The sequence below is a fragment of the Lactivibrio alcoholicus genome, from assembly GCF_055390895.1.
This window is the reverse complement of sequence record NZ_AP042471.1, coordinates 1,082,802-1,104,753: the sequence shown is the minus strand read 5'-3', so window position 1 is coordinate 1,104,753 and position 21,952 is coordinate 1,082,802. Positions and strand designations below refer to the sequence as shown.

At 65.5% G+C, this 21,952-nt stretch carries 20 protein-coding genes; 12 read left to right on the top strand and 8 right to left on the bottom strand.

Annotated features, from left to right (window positions below; all coding sequences use genetic code 11):
• Positions 1 to 55 precede the first annotated feature (55 nt).
• Both ACZ5IU_RS05265 and ACZ5IU_RS05260 read left to right on the top strand, forming a co-directional pair.
• A complete protein-coding gene (locus ACZ5IU_RS05265; protein ID WP_464421142.1) occupies positions 56 to 391 on the top strand; it encodes a cupin domain-containing protein in 336 nt (111 codons plus the stop codon).
• 13 nt (positions 392 to 404) lie between these two features.
• On the top strand, positions 405 to 1,010 hold the full coding sequence (locus ACZ5IU_RS05260; RefSeq protein ID WP_464421141.1) for a MarC family protein: 606 nt from the start codon (positions 405 to 407) through the stop codon (positions 1,008 to 1,010).
• Between the two features lie 84 nt (positions 1,011 to 1,094).
• On the opposite strand, the gene ACZ5IU_RS05255 is transcribed toward ACZ5IU_RS05260, so the two are convergent.
• Positions 1,095 to 2,495, bottom strand: a complete 1,401-nt coding sequence (locus tag ACZ5IU_RS05255; RefSeq protein WP_464421140.1) for a dihydrolipoyl dehydrogenase family protein — start codon at positions 2,493 to 2,495, stop codon at positions 1,095 to 1,097.
• A gap of 167 nt (positions 2,496 to 2,662) precedes the next feature.
• Here ACZ5IU_RS05255 and ACZ5IU_RS05250 point away from each other — a divergent pair, with 167 nt between their 5' ends.
• Genes ACZ5IU_RS05250 through ACZ5IU_RS05240 form a run of 3 tightly spaced genes read left to right on the top strand, consistent with a single transcriptional unit; the run spans position 2,663 to position 7,024 of the window.
• On the top strand, positions 2,663 to 3,400 hold the full coding sequence (locus tag ACZ5IU_RS05250; protein WP_464421139.1) for an ABC transporter ATP-binding protein: 738 nt from the start codon (positions 2,663 to 2,665) through the stop codon (positions 3,398 to 3,400).
• Entirely contained in the window at positions 3,394 to 5,784 is a 2,391-nt protein-coding gene (locus ACZ5IU_RS05245) for an ABC transporter permease (protein ID WP_464421138.1), read from the top strand. Before ACZ5IU_RS05250 ends, ACZ5IU_RS05245 begins: the two co-directional genes overlap by 7 nt.
• 22 nt (positions 5,785 to 5,806) lie before the next feature.
• The gene (locus tag ACZ5IU_RS05240; RefSeq protein ID WP_464421137.1) at positions 5,807 to 7,024 is read left to right on the top strand and encodes an efflux RND transporter periplasmic adaptor subunit; all 1,218 of its coding nucleotides are present in this window, start codon (positions 5,807 to 5,809) and stop codon (positions 7,022 to 7,024) included.
• Here the strand turns inward: ACZ5IU_RS05240 and cls are convergent.
• Together cls and ACZ5IU_RS05230 are read right to left on the bottom strand one after the other, a co-directional pair.
• A complete protein-coding gene (cls, locus tag ACZ5IU_RS05235; RefSeq protein ID WP_464421136.1) occupies positions 7,008 to 8,480 on the bottom strand; it encodes a cardiolipin synthase in 1,473 nt (490 codons plus the stop codon). The genes ACZ5IU_RS05240 and cls overlap by 17 nt on opposite strands.
• Positions 8,477 to 9,253 (bottom strand): endonuclease/exonuclease/phosphatase family protein, encoded by a 777-nt coding sequence (locus tag ACZ5IU_RS05230; RefSeq protein ID WP_464421135.1) that lies wholly within the window; start codon positions 9,251 to 9,253, stop codon positions 8,477 to 8,479. The genes cls and ACZ5IU_RS05230 overlap by 4 nt, the downstream gene beginning before the upstream one ends.
• 288 nt (positions 9,254 to 9,541) lie before the next feature.
• Between ACZ5IU_RS05230 and ACZ5IU_RS05225 the strand changes: the two genes are divergently transcribed.
• Genes ACZ5IU_RS05225 through ACZ5IU_RS05200 form a run of 6 tightly spaced genes read left to right on the top strand, consistent with a single transcriptional unit; the run spans position 9,542 to position 14,549 of the window.
• Entirely contained in the window at positions 9,542 to 11,425 is a 1,884-nt protein-coding gene (locus ACZ5IU_RS05225) for an NADH-quinone oxidoreductase subunit 5 family protein (protein WP_464421134.1), read from the top strand.
• A gap of 12 nt (positions 11,426 to 11,437) precedes the next feature.
• Positions 11,438 to 12,295 carry a respiratory chain complex I subunit 1 family protein gene (locus ACZ5IU_RS05220; protein WP_464421133.1) on the top strand — a complete coding sequence of 286 codons (858 nt, stop codon included), beginning with the start codon at positions 11,438 to 11,440 and terminating at the stop codon, positions 12,293 to 12,295.
• Between the two features lie 17 nt (positions 12,296 to 12,312).
• A complete protein-coding gene (locus tag ACZ5IU_RS05215; RefSeq protein ID WP_464421132.1) occupies positions 12,313 to 12,813 on the top strand; it encodes an NADH-quinone oxidoreductase subunit B family protein in 501 nt (166 codons plus the stop codon).
• Positions 12,797 to 13,168 (top strand): NADH-quinone oxidoreductase subunit C, encoded by a 372-nt coding sequence (locus ACZ5IU_RS05210; RefSeq protein WP_464421131.1) that lies wholly within the window; start codon positions 12,797 to 12,799, stop codon positions 13,166 to 13,168. Before ACZ5IU_RS05215 ends, ACZ5IU_RS05210 begins: the two co-directional genes overlap by 17 nt.
• Positions 13,165 to 14,244 (top strand): hydrogenase large subunit, encoded by a 1,080-nt coding sequence (locus ACZ5IU_RS05205; protein WP_464421130.1) that lies wholly within the window; start codon positions 13,165 to 13,167, stop codon positions 14,242 to 14,244. The genes ACZ5IU_RS05210 and ACZ5IU_RS05205 overlap by 4 nt, the downstream gene beginning before the upstream one ends.
• 2 nt (positions 14,245 to 14,246) lie before the next feature.
• Positions 14,247 to 14,549, top strand: coding sequence for a 4Fe-4S dicluster domain-containing protein (locus tag ACZ5IU_RS05200; RefSeq protein WP_464421129.1), 303 nt, complete (start codon positions 14,247 to 14,249; stop codon positions 14,547 to 14,549).
• A gap of 4 nt (positions 14,550 to 14,553) precedes the next feature.
• On the opposite strand, the gene ACZ5IU_RS05195 is transcribed toward ACZ5IU_RS05200, so the two are convergent.
• The 5 genes from ACZ5IU_RS05195 to ACZ5IU_RS05175 all read right to left on the bottom strand — a co-directional run bounded on the left by ACZ5IU_RS05195 (position 14,554) and on the right by ACZ5IU_RS05175 (position 21,505).
• Positions 14,554 to 15,195, bottom strand: a complete 642-nt coding sequence (locus ACZ5IU_RS05195; protein WP_464421128.1) for a nucleotidyl transferase AbiEii/AbiGii toxin family protein — start codon at positions 15,193 to 15,195, stop codon at positions 14,554 to 14,556.
• Positions 15,153 to 15,470 (bottom strand): DUF6922 domain-containing protein, encoded by a 318-nt coding sequence (locus ACZ5IU_RS05190; RefSeq protein WP_464421127.1) that lies wholly within the window; start codon positions 15,468 to 15,470, stop codon positions 15,153 to 15,155. The genes ACZ5IU_RS05195 and ACZ5IU_RS05190 overlap by 43 nt, the downstream gene beginning before the upstream one ends.
• Positions 15,467 to 18,625 (bottom strand): ATP-binding cassette domain-containing protein, encoded by a 3,159-nt coding sequence (locus ACZ5IU_RS05185; protein WP_464421126.1) that lies wholly within the window; start codon positions 18,623 to 18,625, stop codon positions 15,467 to 15,469. Before ACZ5IU_RS05185 ends, ACZ5IU_RS05190 begins: the two co-directional genes overlap by 4 nt.
• 67 nt (positions 18,626 to 18,692) lie before the next feature.
• Entirely contained in the window at positions 18,693 to 20,882 is a 2,190-nt protein-coding gene (locus tag ACZ5IU_RS05180; RefSeq protein ID WP_464421125.1) for an NHLP family bacteriocin export ABC transporter peptidase/permease/ATPase subunit, read from the bottom strand.
• Positions 20,879 to 21,505, bottom strand: a complete 627-nt coding sequence (locus ACZ5IU_RS05175) for a hypothetical protein (RefSeq protein WP_464421124.1) — start codon at positions 21,503 to 21,505, stop codon at positions 20,879 to 20,881. The genes ACZ5IU_RS05180 and ACZ5IU_RS05175 overlap by 4 nt, the downstream gene beginning before the upstream one ends.
• A gap of 25 nt (positions 21,506 to 21,530) precedes the next feature.
• Here ACZ5IU_RS05175 and ACZ5IU_RS05170 point away from each other — a divergent pair, with 25 nt between their 5' ends.
• Positions 21,531 to 21,806, top strand: coding sequence for a hypothetical protein (locus ACZ5IU_RS05170; RefSeq protein WP_464421123.1), 276 nt, complete (start codon positions 21,531 to 21,533; stop codon positions 21,804 to 21,806).
• The last annotated feature ends 146 nt before the right edge of the window (positions 21,807 to 21,952 follow it).

The following is a 21,952-nucleotide window of genomic DNA, read 5'->3' as shown; positions in this document are numbered from 1 at the left end:
CTAGTCTGTTTTCCGTCGTTACGGACGGATATCCTGAACGAAGGAGGGACATGGAATGAATGTTTTCGATCTGCACACGACCGTGTGGCATGAGACTCAGCCCGGCGCGAAAGGGTGCTTTCTTCACAGCGCGAAGATGACGGTGGGGTCGTGGGAGTTCGACGCGAATGTGGTGCTGCCGATGCATTCGCACCCGCACGAGCAGATCCTGATGGTGACGAAAGGGAGCGTCGAGCTGACGCTCGGGGAGGAGAAACGCGTTCTCGAGGCGGGAAACATGGTCGTCGTTCCCCCGGATGTGATCCACGGCGTGACGACCATCACGCGCGCGTGCGTCACGGATGTGTTCAGCCCCGTTCGGGAGGATTTCAAGAAGCGTTTCGGCGAATAGCCCACGACTCTGAATGAGCACGATCCTGTCGCTTTTTGTCCCGCTCTTCGTGCTGATGGACTTCATCGGCACGATGCCCGTGTTCATCTCGCTCACGCGGACGATGTCGTCCGGGGTGCGGCGCCGTACGGCGGTCGAGGCGTCCGCGGTCGCCGGAGCGATCGTGTTCGGGTTCGCGGTGATCGGGCACGCGCTTCTGGAATATTTCTCGCTCTCGATCGAGGCCGTGAGGGTCGGAGGAGGACTGCTCCTGCTCTACATCGCGTTCGGGATGATCCTCGCGAGCCCCTACGAGCAGGGGAAGAACCCGGAAGGAGGGTCCGCGGGGATCGTGGTCTCGCCGCTCGCGATTCCCATGCTCGCGGGCCCCGGGAGCATGACCTTCGCGATGATCGCGTGGCTCGACCTCCCCGGCTGGGAGAAGCTCTATCTCGTCGCGGCGCTGATTCTCGCGGTTTTCGCGGGGGCGGCGCTCCTGCTCGCGTCGTCGATCATCAACCGTCTTCTCGGCTACGAATTCACGCGAGGGCTCGAGAAGATCACGGCCGTGATCGTATCGTTCATCGCGCTCGAGATGATCATGAGCGGCATCAAGGCCTATTTCTTCGCCGGGAGCTGACGGACCCCCGGCACAGGACGACGCGAACGGCCGTCCCCCTGCCGCAGGGGGACGGCCGTTCTTCATTTTCCGGAGCCACGTCCCCTACAGGAACATTCTCGCGAGCTTCCTGAGAAGGGATGACTCCATCTTCGTCATCATCCAGTCCTCCGCGAGCATCTTGTTGATCATCGAGACTGACGGGAACGAGTGCTGCATCATGAGGACGTGGCGCATCCCCTTGCCGTACTGCATGGCGAACGTCCACTCGTGGACGAGCTCACTCGCGGCCTCGCCGACGATGGTCGCGCCGTGGATCCGTCCGCGCCGGTCGGTGAGGACCTTGATGAATCCCTCCGGATGTCCGTCGGCGACCGTCCGGCCGTAGGACCGGTAGTCCTTCCGCATGGTCTGGACCTTCATGCCCTTCGCGCGGGCTTCCTTCTCGGTGAGGCCGACCTGCGCGATCTCCGGCTCCGTGAACACCGACCACGGGACGACATACCGCTCGCGGCGCAGGAAGGGGAGCGAGAACGGGGAGAGCGCGTGCATGAGCGCGAGCATCCCCTGGTGCATCGCCGCGTGGGAGAGGAGGCTGTGGCCGTTGCAGTCGCCGACGGCGTAGACGTTCGGGACGTTCGTCCGCATGTGGCTGTCGACGGTGATGCCCTTCCTCGTGTAGGCGATTCCGGCGCGGTCGAGCGCGAGCGATTCGAGGACGGGTTTTCGCCCCGTCGCGACGAGGATGCGTTCCGACTCGAGCGAGCCGTTTTCCATAGCCGTGACGATCCTGCCGTCGCGGAGGGAGACATCCGTGATCCTCGCACCGTTGTAGACGTCGATCCCTTCCCTGCGGAAAACGCTCTCCAGAACGCGGGCGGCCTCTTCGTCGCCGACCGGGACGAGGTGCGGATCCATGTGCGCGACGGCGACCTTCGTCCCGAGGCGGGAGAAGGCCTGCGCCATCTCCGAACCGATCGCGCCGCCGCCGATGATCGTGAGGGACTCGGGCATCCGTTCGATCTCGAACATGTTCGCGTTCGTGAGGATATCCGGAATCTCCCGCAGCCCCGGAATCGGCGGGACGAAGGGCTCCGTCCCCGTCGCGACGAAGATCTTCTTCGCCGTATATGTCTCGTCGCCCGCCCGTATTTTCTGCGCGTCGACGAATTCGGCGGTTCCCTTCACGAGCGTGACCTTCTCGAAGACCTTCATGAGCTTCTTGTCGTTGATCCCGCGGATCTTCTCACGGACGACCCGCATCGGGTCCGAGGCGTTCAGGGCGAGGGTCGCGTCGATGCCGTAGGCTGCGAGCTCTCTCGCTCCGTGAAGCGCCCCGGCCGCTTTCAGAAGCGCCTTGCTCGGAATGCACCCGCAATTGAGGCATTCGCCCCCGACCTTGTCTTTTTCGATCGCGAGCACCGAAAGCCCCATCGCGGCTCCCATTGCCGAAACGGCCATTCCTGCCGGTCCCATGCCGATGACTGCGATGTCGAACTGCTTCACGTCGTGTCTCCCCCTTCGCCGATACGTATGCTCCCTATTATACCCTGGCATGGTATCTATGCAAGCCTGAATCATAATGCCGTGCGATGTGAATGGAACGCGGTGCGCGTCTGATACAATGATGCATATTTCAGTATTGTACTTTGTTTCTGGACGGTGAGGCACCGATGCCGATCGATCCGGAGCGGTCGTCCGATGACGACGACGCGTTCGTGCGTCTTGAAAATGTCACGCGAACCTTTCCGATGGGGGAGGTGGATGTTCGCGTGCTTCGCGGCGTGACCGCGTCGATTCCGCGCGGGTGCGTCACGGCGATCGTCGGAGAGTCGGGATCGGGGAAGACGACGCTTCTCAATCTCATCGGAGGGATCGACCGTCCGAGCGATGGACGCGTCATCGTCGGCGGAACGGATCTTGTGAAACTCTCCGACCGGGAGCTCACGTTCTTCCGGCGAAACCGCGTCGGGTTCGTCTTTCAGCTCTACAATCTCATCGCGACGCTCACGGCGCGCGAGAACGTCATGACGGCGGCCGAACTCGTCGCCGACGCGGCGACTCCGGACGAGGCGCTCTCCCTCGTCGGTCTCGACGGCTTCGGAGACCACTTCCCCGGACAGCTTTCTGGGGGCCAGCAGCAGCGCGTCTCCATCGCCCGCGCGATCGCGAAGCGCCCGGAACTTCTTCTGTGCGACGAACCTACCGGGGCGCTCGATCGCGAGACCGGAGTCCGAATCCTGGCGCTGCTTCAGACTCTCAACGAGCGGCAGGGCGTGACGATCGTCCTCATCACGCATTCCCGCCCCATAGCCGCACTCGCGCACCGGGTTCTCTCCCTCGAGGACGGAATCGTCCGGTCGGTCAGGGATTCGAAGAATCCGAAGCGGGCGGAGGAACTCGAATGGTGAGCGTATTGACCCGAAAACTCCTGCGCGATCTCGCGCGAAGCGGGGGAACCCTCTCCGCCGTGGCGGTCATCGCGGCCGCCGGAGCCGCGTGCCTCGTGGCGTTCGTCTCGTCGCTCGCGAACCTCGAACACGCGCGCGACGACTACTACGCAAGTGCGAGAATGGCGGACTTCTGGGTGGATCTCAGGAAGTGTCCCGTCGAGGATGTCCGCCGCGCGGCGGCCCGGATCGAAGGCGTGGCGGACATCCGCGCGAGGATCGGCTGGTCGGCCGTTCTTGACGTCGAGGGGACGACGATGCCGGTCAACGCCATGATCCTGTCGCTGCCTTCCGATCCGGCGAACGCCATCGCCGGGATCGTCATGAAAAAGGGATCCGCATTTTCGGCGGGAGCGCGCAATCAGACGATCCTCTCGGACAAGTTCGCCCGCGCCCGTTCGCTCGGTCCCGGAGACACGCTCACGGCGGTCGCGGGAGGGCAGCGGAGGACGCTCGTCGTGACGGGAACGGCGGACAGCCCCGAGTTTATCTACCTCGTGTCTCCGGGGAGCATTGCGGAGGATCCCGCAACCTACGGCGTGCTCTACGTGAAGCATGACTTCGCGGAAGACATGTTCGGTTTCGAAGGGGCCTGCAATGGAATCGTCGGCCTCCTGACGCCCGAGGGAGAGCGGGATGTCAGGGGCGTTCTCGAGCGGCTCTCGCGGGAACTCGCGCCGTTCGGCGTCCTGAACGCGTACGCGAGGAAGGACCAGTTTTCCGCGCAGATGATCGACGGGGAGCTGCAACAGCTCGGGACGACGTCGGTTCTGCTTCCAGCCGTCTTTTTCGGCATCGCGGCGATGGTTCTGAATATCCTGATGACGCGCCTCGCCGAGAAACAGCGAACGGTCGTCGGAACGCTCAAGGCCATCGGGTACGGCGACGGAAGGCTGGTGCGGCACTTTCTGCTCTTCGGCGCTGTGACCGGTCTTGCCGGAGGGGCGCTCGGATCGCTCGCCGGGGTCTGGATGACGGCCGGGATGACGCGTCTCTATCGCTTCTATTTCACGTTCCCTGATCTCTCGTCGCGGGTCGCGCCCGCGGTCGTCGCGGGAGCGTGCGCCCTGTCGGCGGTCTTCGCGATACTCGGAAGCCTCCAGGGGCTCCGGCGCGTGCTCCGTCTCCATCCGGCCGAAGCCATGCGTCCGCAGTCGCCTCCGTCGGCCTCGCAGACGTTTGCGGAACGACTTCCCTTCATCGGGCGACGACTCGGGTTCCGCTGGAGAATGGTTCTCCGGAATCTCGACCGTCACAGGGCCAGAGCGCTGATCGCCGTGATCTCGGCCGCCTTCGGCGCGTCCATCCTGCTGCTCGCCTTCGGTTTTCTCGATTCGATCGGGGCGATCGTCGACTTCCAGTACCGGAAGGTCCTCCGGAGCGACTATCGCCTGACGTTCGACTCCGAAGCGGATGACGGGGCGCTCGGCGAGGTCCGGGATCTTCCGGGCGTCGTCCGCGCCGAGCCGGTTCTTTCGGTCGTGTGTACGTTCGCGTCCCGGAGCGAGACGAAGCGCGGCACGATTACGGGCATCGGCGGAGGCCCGGAACTTCTCGTTCCGCGCGACGCGGACGGGCGCGTCGTGGCGGTTCCGCCCGCCGGACTCCTTATGGCCGACCGGATGGCCGGGGCGCTTGGTCTGCGGACCGGCGACCGCGTCACGGTGACGCCGTCGCGGGGGGGGCGTCGCCCCGTCGACGTCCGGGTCGCGGGTACGATCCGGAGTTCCGTGGGCATGGCCGTTTACGCCTCGCGCGACTGGCTGAACCGGATCCTTAACGAACGGGATGTCCTGAACGGAGTGGAGGTTCTCTTCCAGTCCGGGGCGGACGACACCCTCAGGCGCGAGTTCCTCTCTTCCGTCGTCGAACGTCCGGGGATCGGGACGGTCACGGACATCGCGCGCGAGAAGCGGGCCCTGCGGCGACAGATGGACGGAGCCCTCGCGGGGAGCGTGATCGTGATGGTTCTCTTCGCGGGCGTGATCTTTTTCGGAGTGACCCTCAACGGTACGCTCGTATCGCTCGAGGAGCGGCGCCGGGAGGCGGCGACGCTCCTCGTCATGGGGTATTCGGATGCGGAGGTCGGCGCCCTCTTTCTGCGTGAGACGCTTCTCGTCAATCTCGTCGGGGCGCTCTTCGGGGTGCCGCTCGGGGTCTTCGGGCTCCATTTCTTCATGGCGACCGTTCAGACGGATGCGTTCTCGTTTTCCGCCGAACTTCGTCCCGAGAGCGTCCTCTACACGCTGCTGACGGCGCTTTCTTTCGTCTTCGCGTGCCACGCCGTGACGCGCCGTATCCTCGCGCGCCTCGACTGGCGGGAATCCCTGAACGTCCGGGAATAGATTCCGAAAGGAAGTGACCGGTATGGAACTGCGGCGTCGAGCGTTGCGCACAGCCGCACTGATCTTTCTCCTCGCACTTGCGGCGTGGATCGTATGCCGGAGGATGACGGAGGCGCTTCCCGTCAGGACGGCGCGCCTTAGGACGGGGACGATCCGGGAAGTTGTCGAGGATCGGGCACGGACGACGCTGCCTCACGTCGTCCACGTCACGATGCCGCAGCAGGGGCGCATTCTGCCCGTGGAACTCGCCGAAGGGACGTCCGTCGCCAAGGGACAGGTGATCGCGCGTCTCGAGGACGAAGACCTCCGCGACGCCTACGCGGAATCGCTCTCGATCGTCCGGGCCATGGCGGAAAACGTGACGGCGGCGCGGGCTCAGGTGAAGGCGAGCGCGTCGCGTCGCGACTATCTCAAGTGGCTGACCGAGGCGCGCGAGAAGGTCTACGGCAAGGACGGCCTGAGCGGCCAGGCCATCCGCGAGACGCGGGCCGACTATCTCGAGGCGGAGATGGACCTCGAGGGGAACACGGCGCAGCTTCAGTCGTCGCTCGCGCTCTCGTCCACGAGCCGCCTGCTTCCCATCTTCCTCAAACGCATCCTCGGGCGGACCGTCGTCGAGAGTTCCATCGACGGTGTCGTACTGCGGCGGCATGTCTGGAACGTCAGAATGATGCAGGCCGGCGAACCGATCATGGACCTCGGGGACATGCGGGAACTCCGCGTGACGGCCGACGTCCTGACCGAAGAGGCCGTGCGCGTCCGGCCCGGGCAGAAGGTCGCGGTCTATGGGGAGACGGTCGGGGGGGAACTCGAGGGACGCGTGGCGCGCGTCGAGCCGATGGGGTTCACGAAGCTCTCGTCGCTCGGTGTCGAGCAGCAGCGCGTGAACGTGATCGTCGACTTCGCGGACGGGGAACTCGACCGTCTCTCCCGCGACCTCGGACGAACGCTCGGTCTCGAGTACCGTGTCCGCGTCCGGATCGTCACGGCCGAGAAGGAGAATGTCCTTCTCGCGCCGCGTTCCGCCCTGGTCCGCGGGAACGGCGCGACGTGGCGGCTCTTCGTCGTCCGGAACGGACGGGCGGAAGCGCTCGCGGTCGTCCCGGGAGTGAGCGACGACGAACAGGTCGAGATCCTCCGGACCGCATCGGGGGATCTGTCCGACGGAGACGAGGTGATCGTCGCCCCGGAGGAGTCCGTGACCTCCGGGGCGCGGGTTCGGGCTACAGAAGGGGACTGAAGAGCTTCGTGACGCTCTCGACGGGCGGCATCCAGCGCGGCCGCGCCTGCCACTCCTCGAGGACGAGGCGGCGGGAGCGCGAGCGGTACTCTTCCTGCGCGTCGAGAAGGAGCTCGTTCTCGTCGCGCCCGTAGAGAATCAGGTTGATCTCGAAGTTGAGCGCGAACGACCGGATATCGAAGTTGCTCGACCCGAGGAAGGTGAGTTCGCCGTCGACGCTCATCGTCTTCGCGTGAAGCAGGCCGTCCTGGTAGAGATAGAGCTCGACGCCGATCCGTAGCAGATCGCCGAAGTAGGCGCGCGCCGCGTGCCCGACGACGAACTGGTCCGATTTTTCCGGGACGATCAGCCGGACGCGGACGCCTCTGAGGCACGCGACTTCGATCGCCTGCAGAAGCCCCGCGTCGGGGATGAGGTACGGCGTCGTGATCGTGACTTGTTCCCTCGCGCCGATGATCGACGCGACGATGAGCCGCTGGTAGTTCTCGGTCGCGTAGGACGGCCCCGACGGAACGGTCTGCATGACGCTCCCCCCGGGCTGGAGCGGCTCGTTGAAGAGGTGTTCCGCGTCCATCATCTCCCCCGTCTCGGAGTACCAGTCCTCGAGGAAGACGCTTTCGAGCTGCCGCACGACCGGCCCCCTGAGGCGCAGCGAGATGTCGTGCCAGACGAGGTTCCTGTGGCCGTACCGCGGGTCCGTGATGTTGTGCGAGCCCGTGTAGGCGATCGAGCGGTCGATGACGGCGAGCTTCCGGTGGTTGCGCAGGTCGAACCGGGCGGCCTTCCGCCGGAAGAGCTGGACGGGCAGCGCCTCTTCGAGGCGGATTCCCGCGTCCCGGAACTCCTGCGCGTGCCGCTTGAGGAACGCGGACGACCCCACGCTGTCGACGAGCAGGCGGCAGATCACCCCGCGGGATGCGGCGCGCTTGAGCGCGTCGACGACCCCCCAGGTCTTCTCATCCTTCACGAAGATGTAGTAGAGCAGGTTGACCTCCGAAACGGCCTCCTCGATGTCCGCCGCGAGCATGTCGAGCATGACGTGCGCGTCCGTGAACGGGACGCATTCGTTGCCGCCGACGATCGTCATGTGTCCGAGCCCTTCCGCCAGCCGGACGATCGGATCGAGCGCGTCGGAGACCTTCGGGTGGACGATCCCGGGGCCTTCCCTTGCGATGCGGTCGCGGATCCCCTTGAGGTGGGCGAGCATCGTCCTGCGCCGTTCGAGCTTCTTCGACGGGAGCATCCGGGATCCCATCAGAAGGTAGATGATCGCGCCGGGGATGGGCCAGAAGAAGATCACGAGGAGCCAGACGGTCGCGGTCGAGGGCTCGTGACGCAGCGGGACCACGCAGAGCGCCGCGATGCGGATGATCCACGACGCGGCCTCGTGGATCGTGAAGGTCAGAATGCCGAACGCATGTCCCTGGAAAAACTGGATGATACCCATGTCGCTCATGTCGTTCCGTTCCCTCCCTGTCGTGCGGTATCCACCGGCAGCGCGAAGTCCCACGTCAGGGGCAGGTGATCCGAGTAGGGGACGTACGGTCGGTGGAACGCGAGCGAATGCAGATCCGGCGAGTGGAGCACGTAGTCGAGCTGACGTCGCGGCCAGTCGGCGGGGTAGGTCGGCAGGTCGAGCCGGTTGGCGCTCCGAAGCCCGGTGGCGCTCAGGAATTCCCTGAGGTCGGTCTTGTCGTTCCGTGTGTTCAGGTCCCCGGCCAGGACGAGAGGTCCCCGGATTTCAGCGACCACGTCGGCGAGTTCACGGAACTGGACGCCGCGCGCCTCTCTCCCGAGCGGAAGGTGGACGATGAGAAGCGTAACTCCGTCGAGCGCGACTTCGAGCGCCTGGCGCTTCATGCCGCGCCTGAGGTCGTGCGTGCGAACGGAGCGGACGGGCAGGCGGCTCACGAGTGCGTTGCCCTGACAGCGGAGGACGGGCGTCCGCATGAGCATCGAGCGGGGCGAATACTTCGGGGCGAAGACGGCCTGCCAGTCGCCGTCGAGCGCGACGGCGAGCGATTCGGCCTGGCTCTGGCCGCCGCACCGGTACGACCCGCGGTCGGCTTCGACGAGGATGACGATATCCGGGCGCAGCGTCCCGAGGAAGGTTCCGATGCGCCGGAAGCGCCGCTCGCTCGGGAGAAGGCTTCCCGCGAACGGAACGGGCATGTGGTGCAGGGGGCCGGCCCCGGTGGCATAACGGATATTGTACAGAACGAGTCTCATGTCTCTTCCTCCGGATGCGTCGTTGTCTCGGAAGATATGATACAGGAAAAGTCCGGCTCGTTTGCGGCTGCGATCCGAAACGCCACGAAGTGGCCAGAGCATCCATTGTTCGTGATAATGCGGAACGATGTTTCGAACCGAAGGATAAACATCGCGTTCACGTATTTTTATCATATGAATTCTCCTAAAAACTCGTGGGCGTGCATTTCGCACGTTGTTCCGCCCCCGTGCTGGATGTATAATCCCGCTTTACCGAAAGAACCACATTTTACGAAAGAAGGTGTTCCCATGATCCCGGCGCTTCTGATCCTTCTGCCCGTTGCGGCCGCCTGCATGTCTCTCGCGGCGCATACCGCGCGCGGCAGGAAGCTGTGGATCGTATCGGGCGCGTGCGTGACGATCCTGGCGGGGGTCGCCTCCGTCTTCGGGCCGTCCGCGTCGCTGTCGCTCGGAGGCGCGTCCGTGCCTCTCGCGCTCATTCTCGAGACCCTGCTCGTGACGGTCGTCGTCCTGCTTGCGCGCAGGGAGCGGAGTTCGCTGCTGTACGCGGGGGCGACGATTCACGCGATCATCCTCGCGGTCACGATCTTCACCGGTCCCTCCGGGGCTCCGGCCGACTTCGTCCTCGATCCTCTGGCGAAGATCCTGACGGGGATCGTCTCCGTTCTCGGCGCACTCATCGTCCTCTACGCGATCGGCTACATGGAGACCCACGAACGGCATCAGGCGGAGACCGCCGCCGGAGGAAGGTTTTTTCTCTTCCTGCTGCTCTTTTTCCTCGGATGCATGAACGGCCTCTTTCTGTCCGACTCCTTCGCGTGGCTCGGCGTCTTCTGGGAGGCGACGACGCTCTGTTCGTACTTCCTGATCCGCTACGAGGGGACGGAGAAGAGCGTCCGCAATGCGACACTCGCGCTGATGATCAACGTCTTCGGCGGATGCGCGCTCGCGCTCGGCGCGCTGCTCGCGGAGCATGGCGGAGTGGCGTCGCTGTCGCAGCTCGCGGCGCGCGGACTCTTTTCGCCCGTTCCGCTGCTCTGCGTCGCCGCGTTCGCGAAGGCCGCGCAGTTTCCGTTCCACCGCTGGCTTCTCGGGGCGATGGTCGCGCCGACGCCGGTTTCGGCGCTGCTGCACTCCGCGACGATGGTCAAGGCCGGACCGTATCTCGCGCTCCGGCTTCTTCCGGCGTTTACGGAGCATGGGGCATTCCTCACGATATGTGCGCTCTACGGCGCGATCAATTTCGTCGCGGCGGCCGCCTGCGCGATCAGCCAGAGCGACGCCAAGAAGGTCCTCGCCTATTCGACCGTGTCGAACCTCGGTCTGATGTTCGCGTGCGCCGCCCTCAACGAACCGCTCGCCTACGCCGCCGCGCTCACGATCCTCGTGTTCCACTCGATCTCGAAGGCGCTGCTCTTCCTGTGCACCGGAACGGTCGAGCAGGCGATCGGCAGCCGCGACATCGAGGACATGAGCGAGCTTCTGACCGTGATGCCGGTGACGACGACCTTCTCCATCATCAGCATGGCCTCGATGGTTCTCCCGCCGTTCGGGATGCTCCTGTCGAAGTGGATGGCGATCGAATCCGCCGCGCGGAGTCCCCTCGTTCTCGTCTTCCTCGTTCTCGGGAGCGCCCTTTCTGTCGTCTTCTGGGTCAAGTGGATCGGTCGGATCGAGATCGGGAGGGCGAACAACGCGGGAGGCGCGGAGCGTATCTCGTCGTGGATGTTCGCGTCGATGCTCCTTCTCGCGCTCGCGGTTCTCGTCGGAGGCATCTTCTCGGTGCCGTTCCACGAACGGATTCTCGATCCGGTGGCGGCGCGTGTCTTCGAGGCGACCGCCGGGACGCGCTTCTCGTGGTCGCTGCTCCAGCAGATGGGAGACTTTCCGCAGTGGATCATCCTGTCGCTGACCGGCGCGGTTTTCGTCGCGTGGGTGATCACGGTGAACGCCCTGCGCGGCGCGCGTCCCGAGACGCCGTACCTCTGCGGGGCGAACGCGCCCGAGGACGGCCCCTGCTCGTTCCGAGGCCCCGCCGGGAGCGTATCCGCATCGTTCGTGACGTCGCTCTACCTCCGGAGCGTCTTTTCGGAGCGCCGCATCACTGTCTGGACCGACATGGCCGGGACGGTCCTTCTCTTTTCGATGCTGGGCCTCGCCCGGCTGATATAGGAGGGGATGCCGATGTCGACGAACGCGACGCCCTTTCCGATGATCCTGCTCCTGCTTCTCGCGGCCCCGCTGATCGGCGGTCTCCTCACCGGACTCGACCGCAAGCTCACGGCGCGTCTCCAGGGACGCATGGGACCACCCGTTCTCCAGCCCTTCTTCGACCTCCTCAAGCTCTGTTCGAAGGAGGCGACCTGCCAGTCGCGCCTGCAGGTGCTCTACGCGTACATGTACCTCGGAATGATCGTGATGACGCTCACGCTTCTCGCGACCGGCCAGGACCTCCTCATGGCGGTGTTCATCCACGCGTTCGGCTCCATCGCGCTCGTTCTCGGCGCGCAGAGCGTCGCATCCCCCTACAGCCGGATCGGCGCTCAGCGGCGCATCATGCAGATCCTCGCGTACGAACCCGTACTCGTTCTGCTCGTGATCGGCCTCCACCGGATCACGGGGAGCTTCATGGCGTCGAGCGTCCCGATGTTGCGCGCGCCGATGCTCTTCCACCTGCCGCTCGTGTGCGTCGCCTTCTTCTTCTGCCTTCTCATCAAGATGGAGAAGTCGCCGTTCGACATCGCGACGTCGCATCACGCGCACCAGGAACTCGTCAAGGGCATCACGATCGAATACTCCGGGCCGCTGCTCGCGGTGCTCGAAATCGCGCACTACTACGAGGTCTTCATGCTCTATGCGATCATCGCGTTCTTCTGGTCGACGAGCCTCGTTCCGGGGCTCCTGCTCGCGGCCGCGTACTTCGTCGCGCAGTGCGTCGTCGACACGTCGACCGCGCGCCTCGTCCCGCTGCGCGTCGTCTCGTTCATGTGGACGTTCCCGGTGCTCCTCGCGATCACGAACGTCCTGTGGCTCTATTTCTGAGAAGGAGGCGGACTCACATGACACGAATCCTGTCGCGGTCCCCCTGGTTCGTCCACTATAACTGCAACAGCTGCAACGGGTGCGACATCGAGCTCCTCGCGTGCCTGACGCCGATGTACGACGTCGAACGCTTCGGCATCCTTCACGCGGGAAACCCGAAGCAGGCGGATATCCTCGTCGTGACCGGGAGCGTCAACTACAAGAATGCGCCCGTCCTGCGGCAGATCTACGCCCAGATGCGCGAACCGCGCGTCGTCCTCGCGCTCGGCGTGTGCTCCTCGTCGGGCGGCGTCTTCGCGGGAAGCTACAACGTCTTCGGCGGCATCGACAAGGTCCTTCCGGTCGACGTCTTCGTCCCCGGGTGTCCGCCGCGCCCCGAGGCGATCATCGACGGCTTTCTTCTGGCCGTGAAGAAGCTCGACGAGCGGCACCTCGGGCTCGCCTCGCACGCGCCCGGCAAGGAGCCGATCGTCTTCCGCAGGGAGAGAGGAGAGGACACCCATGACGCTGCCGTCTGAGAGAGTCGTCGGAACCGATGATCTCGTGCGGGAGGTGTCCCTGCTGCATACCGAAGGCTACCGGCTCGTCACGGCGACCTGCGTGACGCTGCCGGAGGGGTTCGAGTTGCTCTATCACTTCGACCTCGACTACAACCTGCTCACGTTCCGCCTGTCCGTCCCGGCCGGCGCCTCCGTCCCGAGCCTGACGGGCGTCTACCCGGCCGCGATGCTCGTCGAGAACGAGATCGCGGATCTGTTCGGAATCACGTTCAACGGACTCCATCCGGACTTCAGAAAGCTGCTGCTCCTCGCGGAAGACGCGCCTCGCGCGCCGCAGGCGGCCCGAGGCGCCGAAAAGGGGGAGCAGGCATGACGAAGCATACGGTCATTCCGTTCGGCCCGCAGCATCCGGTATTGCCGGAGCCGCTGCAGCTCAGGCTCACGATCGAGGACGGCAGGGTCATCGAGACCCTTCCGTCGATCGGATATATCCACCGAGGGCTCGAAAAGCTCGCCGAGCGCAAGGATTTCATCCAGGACGTCTACCTGATCGAACGCGTCTGCGGGATCTGCAGCTTCATCCATTCGCAGGCGTATTGCCAGGGAATCGAGACGCTGCTCGGCATCGAACCGCCCGCGAGGGCGAAGTACCTCCGGGTCTTCTGGGCGGAGCTTCACCGGCTGCACAGCCACCTGCTGTGGCTCGGCCTCTTCGCGGACTCCTTCGGCTTCGAGTCGCTGTTCATGCAGGTGTGGCGCATCCGCGAGGGGATCCTCGGCCTCATGGAGGCGACGGCCGGCGCCCGGATCATGCTGGGAACGTGCTGCATCGGCGGCGTCCGGCGCGACGTCCCGGACGCGGAGTTCAGCGGCATCCGGTCGCGCATCGAATCGCTGCGCGCGGACTACCTCGAAATTCTGCCCGCCGTTCGGGACGACATCACCGTGAAGACGCGGACCATAGGCGTCGGCGTGTTGTCGGCGGAAGCCGCGCGCGTCACGGGTGCGGTCGGCCCGGTCGCAAAGGCCTGCGGCATCGCGCTCGACCACCGGACGCGCGGCTACGCCGCGTACGGCGATCTCGACTTCGAGGTCGTGACGCATACGGAGGGGGACAGTTACGCGCGGATGCTCGTGCGCTGCGAGGAGATCCTGCAGTCGTTCGGACTCGTGGAACAGGCGCTTGCGAAAATGCCCGCGACGCCGATCGCGACGCCCTTCCGGGGGAATCCCGACGGCGAGACGATCGAGCGCGTCGAGCAACCGCGGGGCGAAGTGATGTATTACCTTCGCGCCAACGGTTCTCCAATGCTTGACCGGGTGCGGATCCGGACGCCCACATTCGCCAACGTCCCGGCGCTTCTCGCGATGGTTCCGGGGTGCAGCACGTCGGACGTCCCTGTGATCATCCTGTCCATCGACCCCTGCATCTCGTGCACGGAGCGATAGCCATGATTCCGTTCGTTCGAAACGTATTGAAGAACCTGTTCACGGGGCCCGCGACGCGCAACTATCCAGCCGCGCCTTCGCCGACGGTCGAAGGGGGCCGTTTCCGCCTGGACATGAATATCGGGGACTGCGTCTTCTGCGGCCTGTGCGCCCGCAGGTGTCCTGCCGGCGCCATCGAGGTCCGGCGCGACGAGCAGGCGTGGACGCTCGACCCCTACCGCTGCATCCTCTGCGGCGGATGCACGGAGGTCTGCCCGAAGAAGTGTCTGTCGATGCAGCCCGACTATCGGAAGCCCCGGGAGTAGCGGTTTACGACGATACCGATCTGAGAAGTTCGGCGCCCGCGGTCCGGAAATACGCCTCCAGATCCCCCCAGGTGACGGAGCGGCGTATTTCCGGCCACGGGTCGCTTTTTGCGTCGTCGAAGTAGGTCAGGCATTTGATCATGTGATAGCGGTTGAGGTTCAGTCCCGGAAACTTCTCCCCGAGCCGGTCGTGGAGAAGCCGGAGCGGGAGACCCTGACGGGCGCATTCGTACAGGTCGATGAAATCCTTGAGCGCTCCGCGGTCCGAGAGCGCCGTCCACTTCATGAGCGCGATGTCGAGCGGCGACGCGATCGAGAGGCCCGGAAGGTCGTCGGGCGTCACGAACGGCCGGAGCATCGGATACGTGTAGCGGAGCCACGTGACGCGGCATTCGCCGAGCCAGCCGTGGAACGTCCCGGGCGCCGTCTCCGCGACGCGCAGGGGACCGAGCTCCCCGAGGCGCGAAGCGAGGGCTGCCGGGGAGAAGTCGTCCGGCGTGAACCAGTCGAAATCGACGGACGTCCGGTGGCCGAAAAGCAGCGCGAGCCCAGTCCCGCCCGCGAGATAGGCGCCCCCGATCGGCGGGGTCGCGACCAGAAGCCTCAGTACGCGTTTCCGTTCGTCGTCGAGGACATCCCAAAACACCGCATCTCCTCCTCCCGAAGTCCGAAAAAACTCTGCCAGCAGCGGGCCGTCTTGCGCGACAGCCTGCGGCTTTCGCACACGACGGCCTTTACGCTCCTCGCTCCGTACGTCCGGAAGATCCAGCGGACGTGCGTTTCGTCCCCTTCGTTGAGAAGCCGCTCGATGATGAACGCGGCGTGTCCGCGGACGTCGAGCGACTCCCACGCCGCATCCCAGAAGAGGGGACGGAATTCTTCGGGGATCCTCGTTTCTTCGGTCATCGGGAGCGGCGTCATGGCTTTCCGCCTGCCTCTCCCGCGACTGCGTGTCCGGACGAATCGAGCATCTGCCGTTTCGCGAGCGAGCGGAAGAGCCCGCCCTGGGCCATGAGTTCGCCGAACGTTCCCTCCTCGACGATGCCTCCCCGGTCCATCACGACGATCCTGTCCGCGCGGACGATCGTCGAAAGCCTGTGCGCCACGACGATTCGCGTCGCGTCGATCCGCTCGAGACTTCGCGAAATCTTCGCCTGCGTTCTGTTGTCGAGCGCCGACGTGGCTTCGTCGAACATGAGAACCCGCGGATGTCCTGCGACCGCGCGCGCGATCAGCAGGCGCTGCTTCTGCCCGCCCGAGAGCGTTCCGGCTCCCTCGCTGACGATCGTGTGGAGGCCCATCGGCATCGCCTCGATTTCCTCCGTCAGTCCCGCGATGTCGATCGCCTCGCGGACCTGGTCGAGCGAAAGGGCCCTGGAACACCGGACATTCGTCGCGATGTCGCCCGAGAGCAGCCCCCCGTCCTGGAGGACGACGCCGAGCGAGCTGCGGAGCTTCTTCATGTCGAGGTCGTTCAGGTCCTTGCTGTCGTAGAAGATCGAACCCATGTCCGGCGTCTCGAATCCGAGCAGGAGACGCAGCAGCGTGGACTTCCCCGACCCTGACGGACCGACGACGGCGAGAAATTCTCCGGCCCTGACGTGAAGGCTGAAATCCCGGAGGATCGGCCGGCCGGACGTCTCGGCGACCGGCCGTTCCCGTCCGCTTCTCCGCACCTGCGCGAGCGGGTAACTGAAAGTGACGTTTTCGATGTCGATCCGTCCCGTGATCTTGCCCGGATCCGTCTTGCCCTGTCCCGACTCGGGATACGCGTCGAGGATCGGCTGGAGATTTTCGAGCCCCGGAAGAGTTCCCGCCAGGAGCGCGGCGGACGAAAGACAGCTCATGCAGGCGACCTGGAGCGTTCCCCATGCCGAGAAAAACGCGAGAAGAGTCCCGGTATTCCATTGCGCGCCGGTTTCGTGGCGCAGGGAGATCCCCGCGAGGACGGCGAGCGTCGCGACGAATGGAAATACCGTCATTGCGCGCGAGAGGCGATCGAGGTCTTTCCGGACCCCGGTCGCGATGCTGCGCTGGCGGCTGAAGAGGGCCGCCCAGCGTCCGAAAGCCCTGTTCTCGGCTCCCGTCGTCCGGAGTTTCGCGATCCCCGAGAGGATCTGGAACGTGAGCCCCGACGTCCTGTTCTGCATTTCGGTCACGCGCCGCGTTCCGTCGATCTGCCGCCGCCCGGTGCGCCACGCGAGCGCGAGGAGCGCGAGGAGACACGCGAGTCCCGTGAGTGCCGACCTCCAGTCGAGCCAGAGACACTGCGCGAACGGAAAGAGGACGAAAAGGACGTTGATCCTGAAGAGTCTGAGTGCGGCGGTCGCCGATCGCCGCACGAGGAAGAGGCCGATGCCCCGGTTGACGAGGTCGCCCGCCTGGAAGCGCGAGAAGAATTTGACGGGGAGCCGGAGGATGCGGTCCCAGATTCCCGTCATGATGCGGTGCGACAGACGCGTTTCCATGCGCGCGAGCGAAAGTTCGCGCGCGAACCGCAACAGCCCCGTGGATACGGCCACCGCAAAGAGGAGCAGCAGGAATTGGAGCAGGCGGGATCGGTCGCCGCGCGGGATGACGTCGTTCGCGACGATGCCGATGATCGCCGGGGGAAGGAGCGTCAGCGCCGCCATGAGAATCTCGAGCGACGTCACGAAGAACCCTTCGCCCCTGAAGAGCATCGACAGGAACGCCCCCGTCGTCGTTCCGTCGTGTCCCGTCCGTGTCGAAAAGAGCTGCCGGAGCGACATCGGTTCCGCGGGCAGGGGGGCGTAGATCTGCCACGCCGTGTCGCCAAGAAGCGCGGCGGTCGCGTCGTCGAGAGGACGCAATCCGTTCGCGGCGTCCCAGATCCGGTACGAATCGTTCCGGGCCTTGCCCCGGATTCCGGGGAACGGAGCGCACGAACCGGGCCGCGGCGGAATCAGCGCGACCGGAACCGGACGGGATCGTCTCCCTTCGGTCCCGGATGCGGAGTCCCGGAGCCACGCGACGAGCGGAGCCCCGTCCTCCTTCCACCACGTTCCGACGAGGCGGACTTCCCGGATGCGCAGATCCGCCTCGTCGGCGATGTCCTGGAAATCTTCGGGCTGAACGTCCTCCCGATGGGAGGGAATCGGGATTCCCTGGAGCGCGAGAATTCTGTTGAACGCCGCCCTGAGGTGCGCGACCCGGTCCGCCTGACCGGACTGCGTCTTCGCCTCCCCGGGCTCCGTGACGCGGGAGGAGACGGGGAGCGATGAGCAGAGGTCGGAATAGGCCCCCGCGAACGATTCCTCGTCGGCTTTCTGCGCGGAGCGGAGCGCGCCGAGGTCGTCGGCGGCCCGGAGACGCGCGTTCATCGAGAGGAGCGAACCGACCATCGAATACCATGCGTCGAGAGATGTCTCGAAGTCGCCGGACGAGAGCATCCCGGCCGTCGTCAGCACGCTCGCGCCGCATTTCTCCTGGGCGACGATCCAGCAGTTGTGGGGGAGGGGGAAGAAGACGTCTCCGGGCGGCGGCTCCGTGTCGACATAGAGTGCGTTGACCGGGGACTCCGTTTCGCCCGCGAGGCGGACCCATACGACGGCATCCCCGTCGGGAGCCGCCGGGGCGTCGGGAGGGATCTCGGTGCCGCCGCCGGCGGGAGGGATTCGTACCTTGATCCGCGGCAGCGGAACGATATCCTTGACGATGCCGCGTCCGAACAGTTCGAGGAAGCGGTCGATTTCCGCCGCGGCCGCGGAAAGTGCGTCTTTGCCGGAACGCGCGGACGCAAGGTACTCGGCGCGCGAACACCTGAGAACCCTCGTCCCGGGAATGCCGCCCGCGATGAGGCCGTTCGAGCTTCCCGCTCCCTGCGCGAACGGGTCCGCCGCCGCGGAGGGGGCGATGCCGAAGAGGACGTCTCCGGCGACGGCCGTGAAGAGGTAGTCGCGCGGGCCCGTCTGTGCGTCGCCGTCGCGCGGAGTGAAGAAGACGTCGATCTGGCCTTCGAGGACGATCCAGATGTTCTCCGTTCCATCGAGGAAGAACGGCGAATGCCCCGTCACGTCCGTCTCGACGCCGGACGGCATCGGACGGGGGAGCGTCATACAGGTTTCGTCGCGGTTTTGTGGAGATTGTCTGTCCCGCATACGTGCTCCTTTTTCTTATGGTCCTTCAGTTTTCGATCAGTTCCGCGTAGCGTCCGCCGCGGGCCATGAGAACGTCGTGCGTCCCGCGTTCGAGCACGCGTCCGCGTTCGAGGACGACGATTTCGTCGCAGTCGCGGATCGTCGAGAGGCGGTGCGCGATGATGAGGCACGTGCAGCCTCGTTTCCGGAGCGCCCGATCGATGCGCTCCTCCATCGGGGGGTCGAGGGCGCTCGTGGCTTCGTCGAGAACGAGGAGCGACGGGTTGCGGACGAGAGAGCGGGCGATTTCGAGTCGCTGTTTCTGTCCGCCGCTGAAGTTCCGTCCGTTCTCCTCGACGATGCTGTCGTAGCCGCCGCTCCGGGACGCGATCTCCTCGTGGATATCCGCGTCCCGCGCCGCCTGGATGACCTGTTCGCGCGGAATCGTGTGGTCCCAGAGCGTCAGGTTTTCGAGAACGGTTCCCTCGCAGAGCATTACGTCCTGATCGACGGACGACATCGACGCGCGGAGCAGCTCGCCGGGGATCTCCCCGATCGGCCGCCCGTCGAGCAGAATGCGACCGGACCACGGGACGAGGAGCCCGCCGATGAGTTTCGCGATCGTCGACTTTCCCGACGCCGATGATCCGACGAGCGCGACGCGCGCGCCCGGGACGAGCGTGAGCGAGAAGTCCTCGACGAGGGCGGGGGAAAGCGGCGAGTAGCCGAACGTGAGCTTTTCGATCTCGAGCCGTCCCGAGAGTCGGACGGAGGGGACGCGCTTCATGGCCCCCATTTCGAGCGACGGGCGCGCGGGCGAACACGGGTAGTTGAGGACGTCCTCGAGGCGCGCGACGGACGCCTGGGCGTCCTGGCAGGTGTTCCAGAGCTGCGCGAGGTTCGTCACGGGCGTCAAGGTCTGGAGCATGAGCGTCTGCGCCGCGAGAAGCATTCCGAGCGTCATCGCCCCGTTCATGACGTCGAGCCCGCCGATGTAGAGGACGAACGCCATCGCGAGCGACGTGACGGTCGGGAGCAGCGGTACGATCACGGCGTCGCAGGACGCGAGTTCCATGGTCGCGTTCTCGAGTTTCGTGAGCTGCCCCGCGAGGCGGACGAACTGGGTGTTCTCGCCGCCGAAAGACTTGATCGTCTCGATCACGCGGATGCCCCCGAGCGCAAGTCCGGCGAATTTCCCGGCCTCCATGCTCATACGTTCGTTGAGGTCCGCCCGGCGGCGCTGGATCAGGGAGCTGACGCCGGCGAGAAACGCGGATGCGGCGAGCGCGACGACGGCCATGAAGGGGCTGTAGACGGCGAGCATGCACCCGAAGAACACGGCGGTAATGCACTGAAGGAACGTCGACGACAGTTCCCGCGTCAGGCGCTGCGCGACGAGGTCGTTCAGGGCGACGCGATTGCCGAGCTCGCCCGCGTACCGCTGCTGGAAGAACGTGTAGGGAAGTCTGAGAAGGTGCAGCAGGAACGATCCCGAATGGATGACGGACATCGTGATCTCCTGGTTCCGGAGCGCCGTCGTCTGGAGGTGCGAGAGCGCGAACGCGACGATCGCCGTAACGGCCATGAAGAGCGAGAGCGGATACATCCAGCCGGCTTGTCCGCCCGAGATGACGTCGTCGGTGAACACCTGCCGGAAGGCGGGTTCGAGAAGCCCCGGAATCACGAGCCCGACGCCGGTCAGAAGCGCGAATATCACGGCTTCGCGGGCGCCCGCGAGACGTCTCAGGAGCGGCCTCCACGGGCTCCGGCGCTCGCCTCCGGGTTCGAAGTCCGGCCCGGGCGTGATCGAGAGCGCGATCCCAGTGAACGATTCGTCCATGGTCCTACGGTCGACGGATCTGGGGCCCGTCGCGGGGTCGTTCAGGCAATAGCGGTCTTTCGAGATACCCTCGAGCACGAGAAAGTGATTGAACTCCCAGAAGAGAATCAGCGGCAGGGGCAGTTCGGTCAGCGTCTCGAGCTCCTTTTTGTGTCCGGAGGCGAGCATTCCGTAAGTTCGCGCGACCTTGAGGATGTTGACGGCGCTGCTTCCGTCGCGGCTGACGCCGCACTCTTCCCGGAGCTTCTCGAGCGGAACCGTCCGGCCGTAGTATCCGAGCACGATTCCGAGCGAGGCGGCGCCGCATTCGGTGGCCTCCATCTGGATGAGCGTCGGAGTCCGGACCCTGCGGCCGCGCCGGAGGAGCGACCGGAATGCGTTCCAGAACGACGTCACGGACGGGCGCCTCCTGCGTCGTTCCCGTTGCGCCCGAGGAAGGGGAGGACCAGCTCCACCGGACGCCTTCGGCGCACGACGACGCTGACGTCGCACAGGGTACCGCTTCTGAGCGCGATCCCCGGGCCGTGTCGCGACGTCCAGCGATATTCGCGGGCTCCTCCGGGCGCCGCGCCCGAGTCGGGAGACAGGAGTTCGATCGTGACGGCGAACGGAGCGCCGCCGCTCGTGAGGGCCCGGACGGTTTCGGGGTTTCCGAGGACGCTCTGCATCCCTTCCGGCGAGGCGGGAAAACGCGAGACCTTCGCGATCCGGCCGACGAGGAGTCCGAACTCGTCGCGGCGCACGAACGACGGGGCGACGTAGGCATCCATGCCCTCGCGGATGGTTCTTCCCGGTCCCGGATGGACGAATGCCTGAACCTTGAGCCGTTCTCCCGCCGGAGTCGCTCCCGTTCCGTCCGAAACGTCGATGGTGAGAATCGGATCTCCCTCGCGCAGCAGCTGCCCCGGCGTCCGGAGCAGCTCGAGGACGCGCCCTCCCGCGGGAGCCTCGACGGTCGATGTCGCATCCATGCGCTCACGAAGCGTCGCGAGTTGCGTTTCCTCCGTGACGATCCGCATGTCGGTCTCGAGGAGATCCTTCCTGATGTCGGGGCGGAGATTCGTCGCCGCGTCGGACGAAAGGGCCGAGCGCCACGAGCGCAGCAGTTCGAGTTTTCGTTCGGCTCCGGAGATTCTGTCGGCGAGTTCGGGCTGCTCGATGATCGCGATCGTCCGGCCCTCCGCGACGCGGTCGTCCGCCGCGACGAGAAGGCGCGAGAGGCGCCCGGCGCCGGGGGAGACGACCTGGAGAAGCGCCCCCTCGATATCCGCGAGCGCCGCTCCGCCGGTGCGTTTCGGACCGTCGAAGCGCGTGTCGTGAAGCAGGATGCCCTGTCCGTGGACGACCGTTTCGACGCTTCCGAAGACCCCCCAGAGGACGCACGCGACGAGAAGCAGGCCGACGGCGGCGAGGGCCCACCATTCGCGGGCGCGAACGTAGACGAGCAGTGTGTCGAGCTGTTCCGG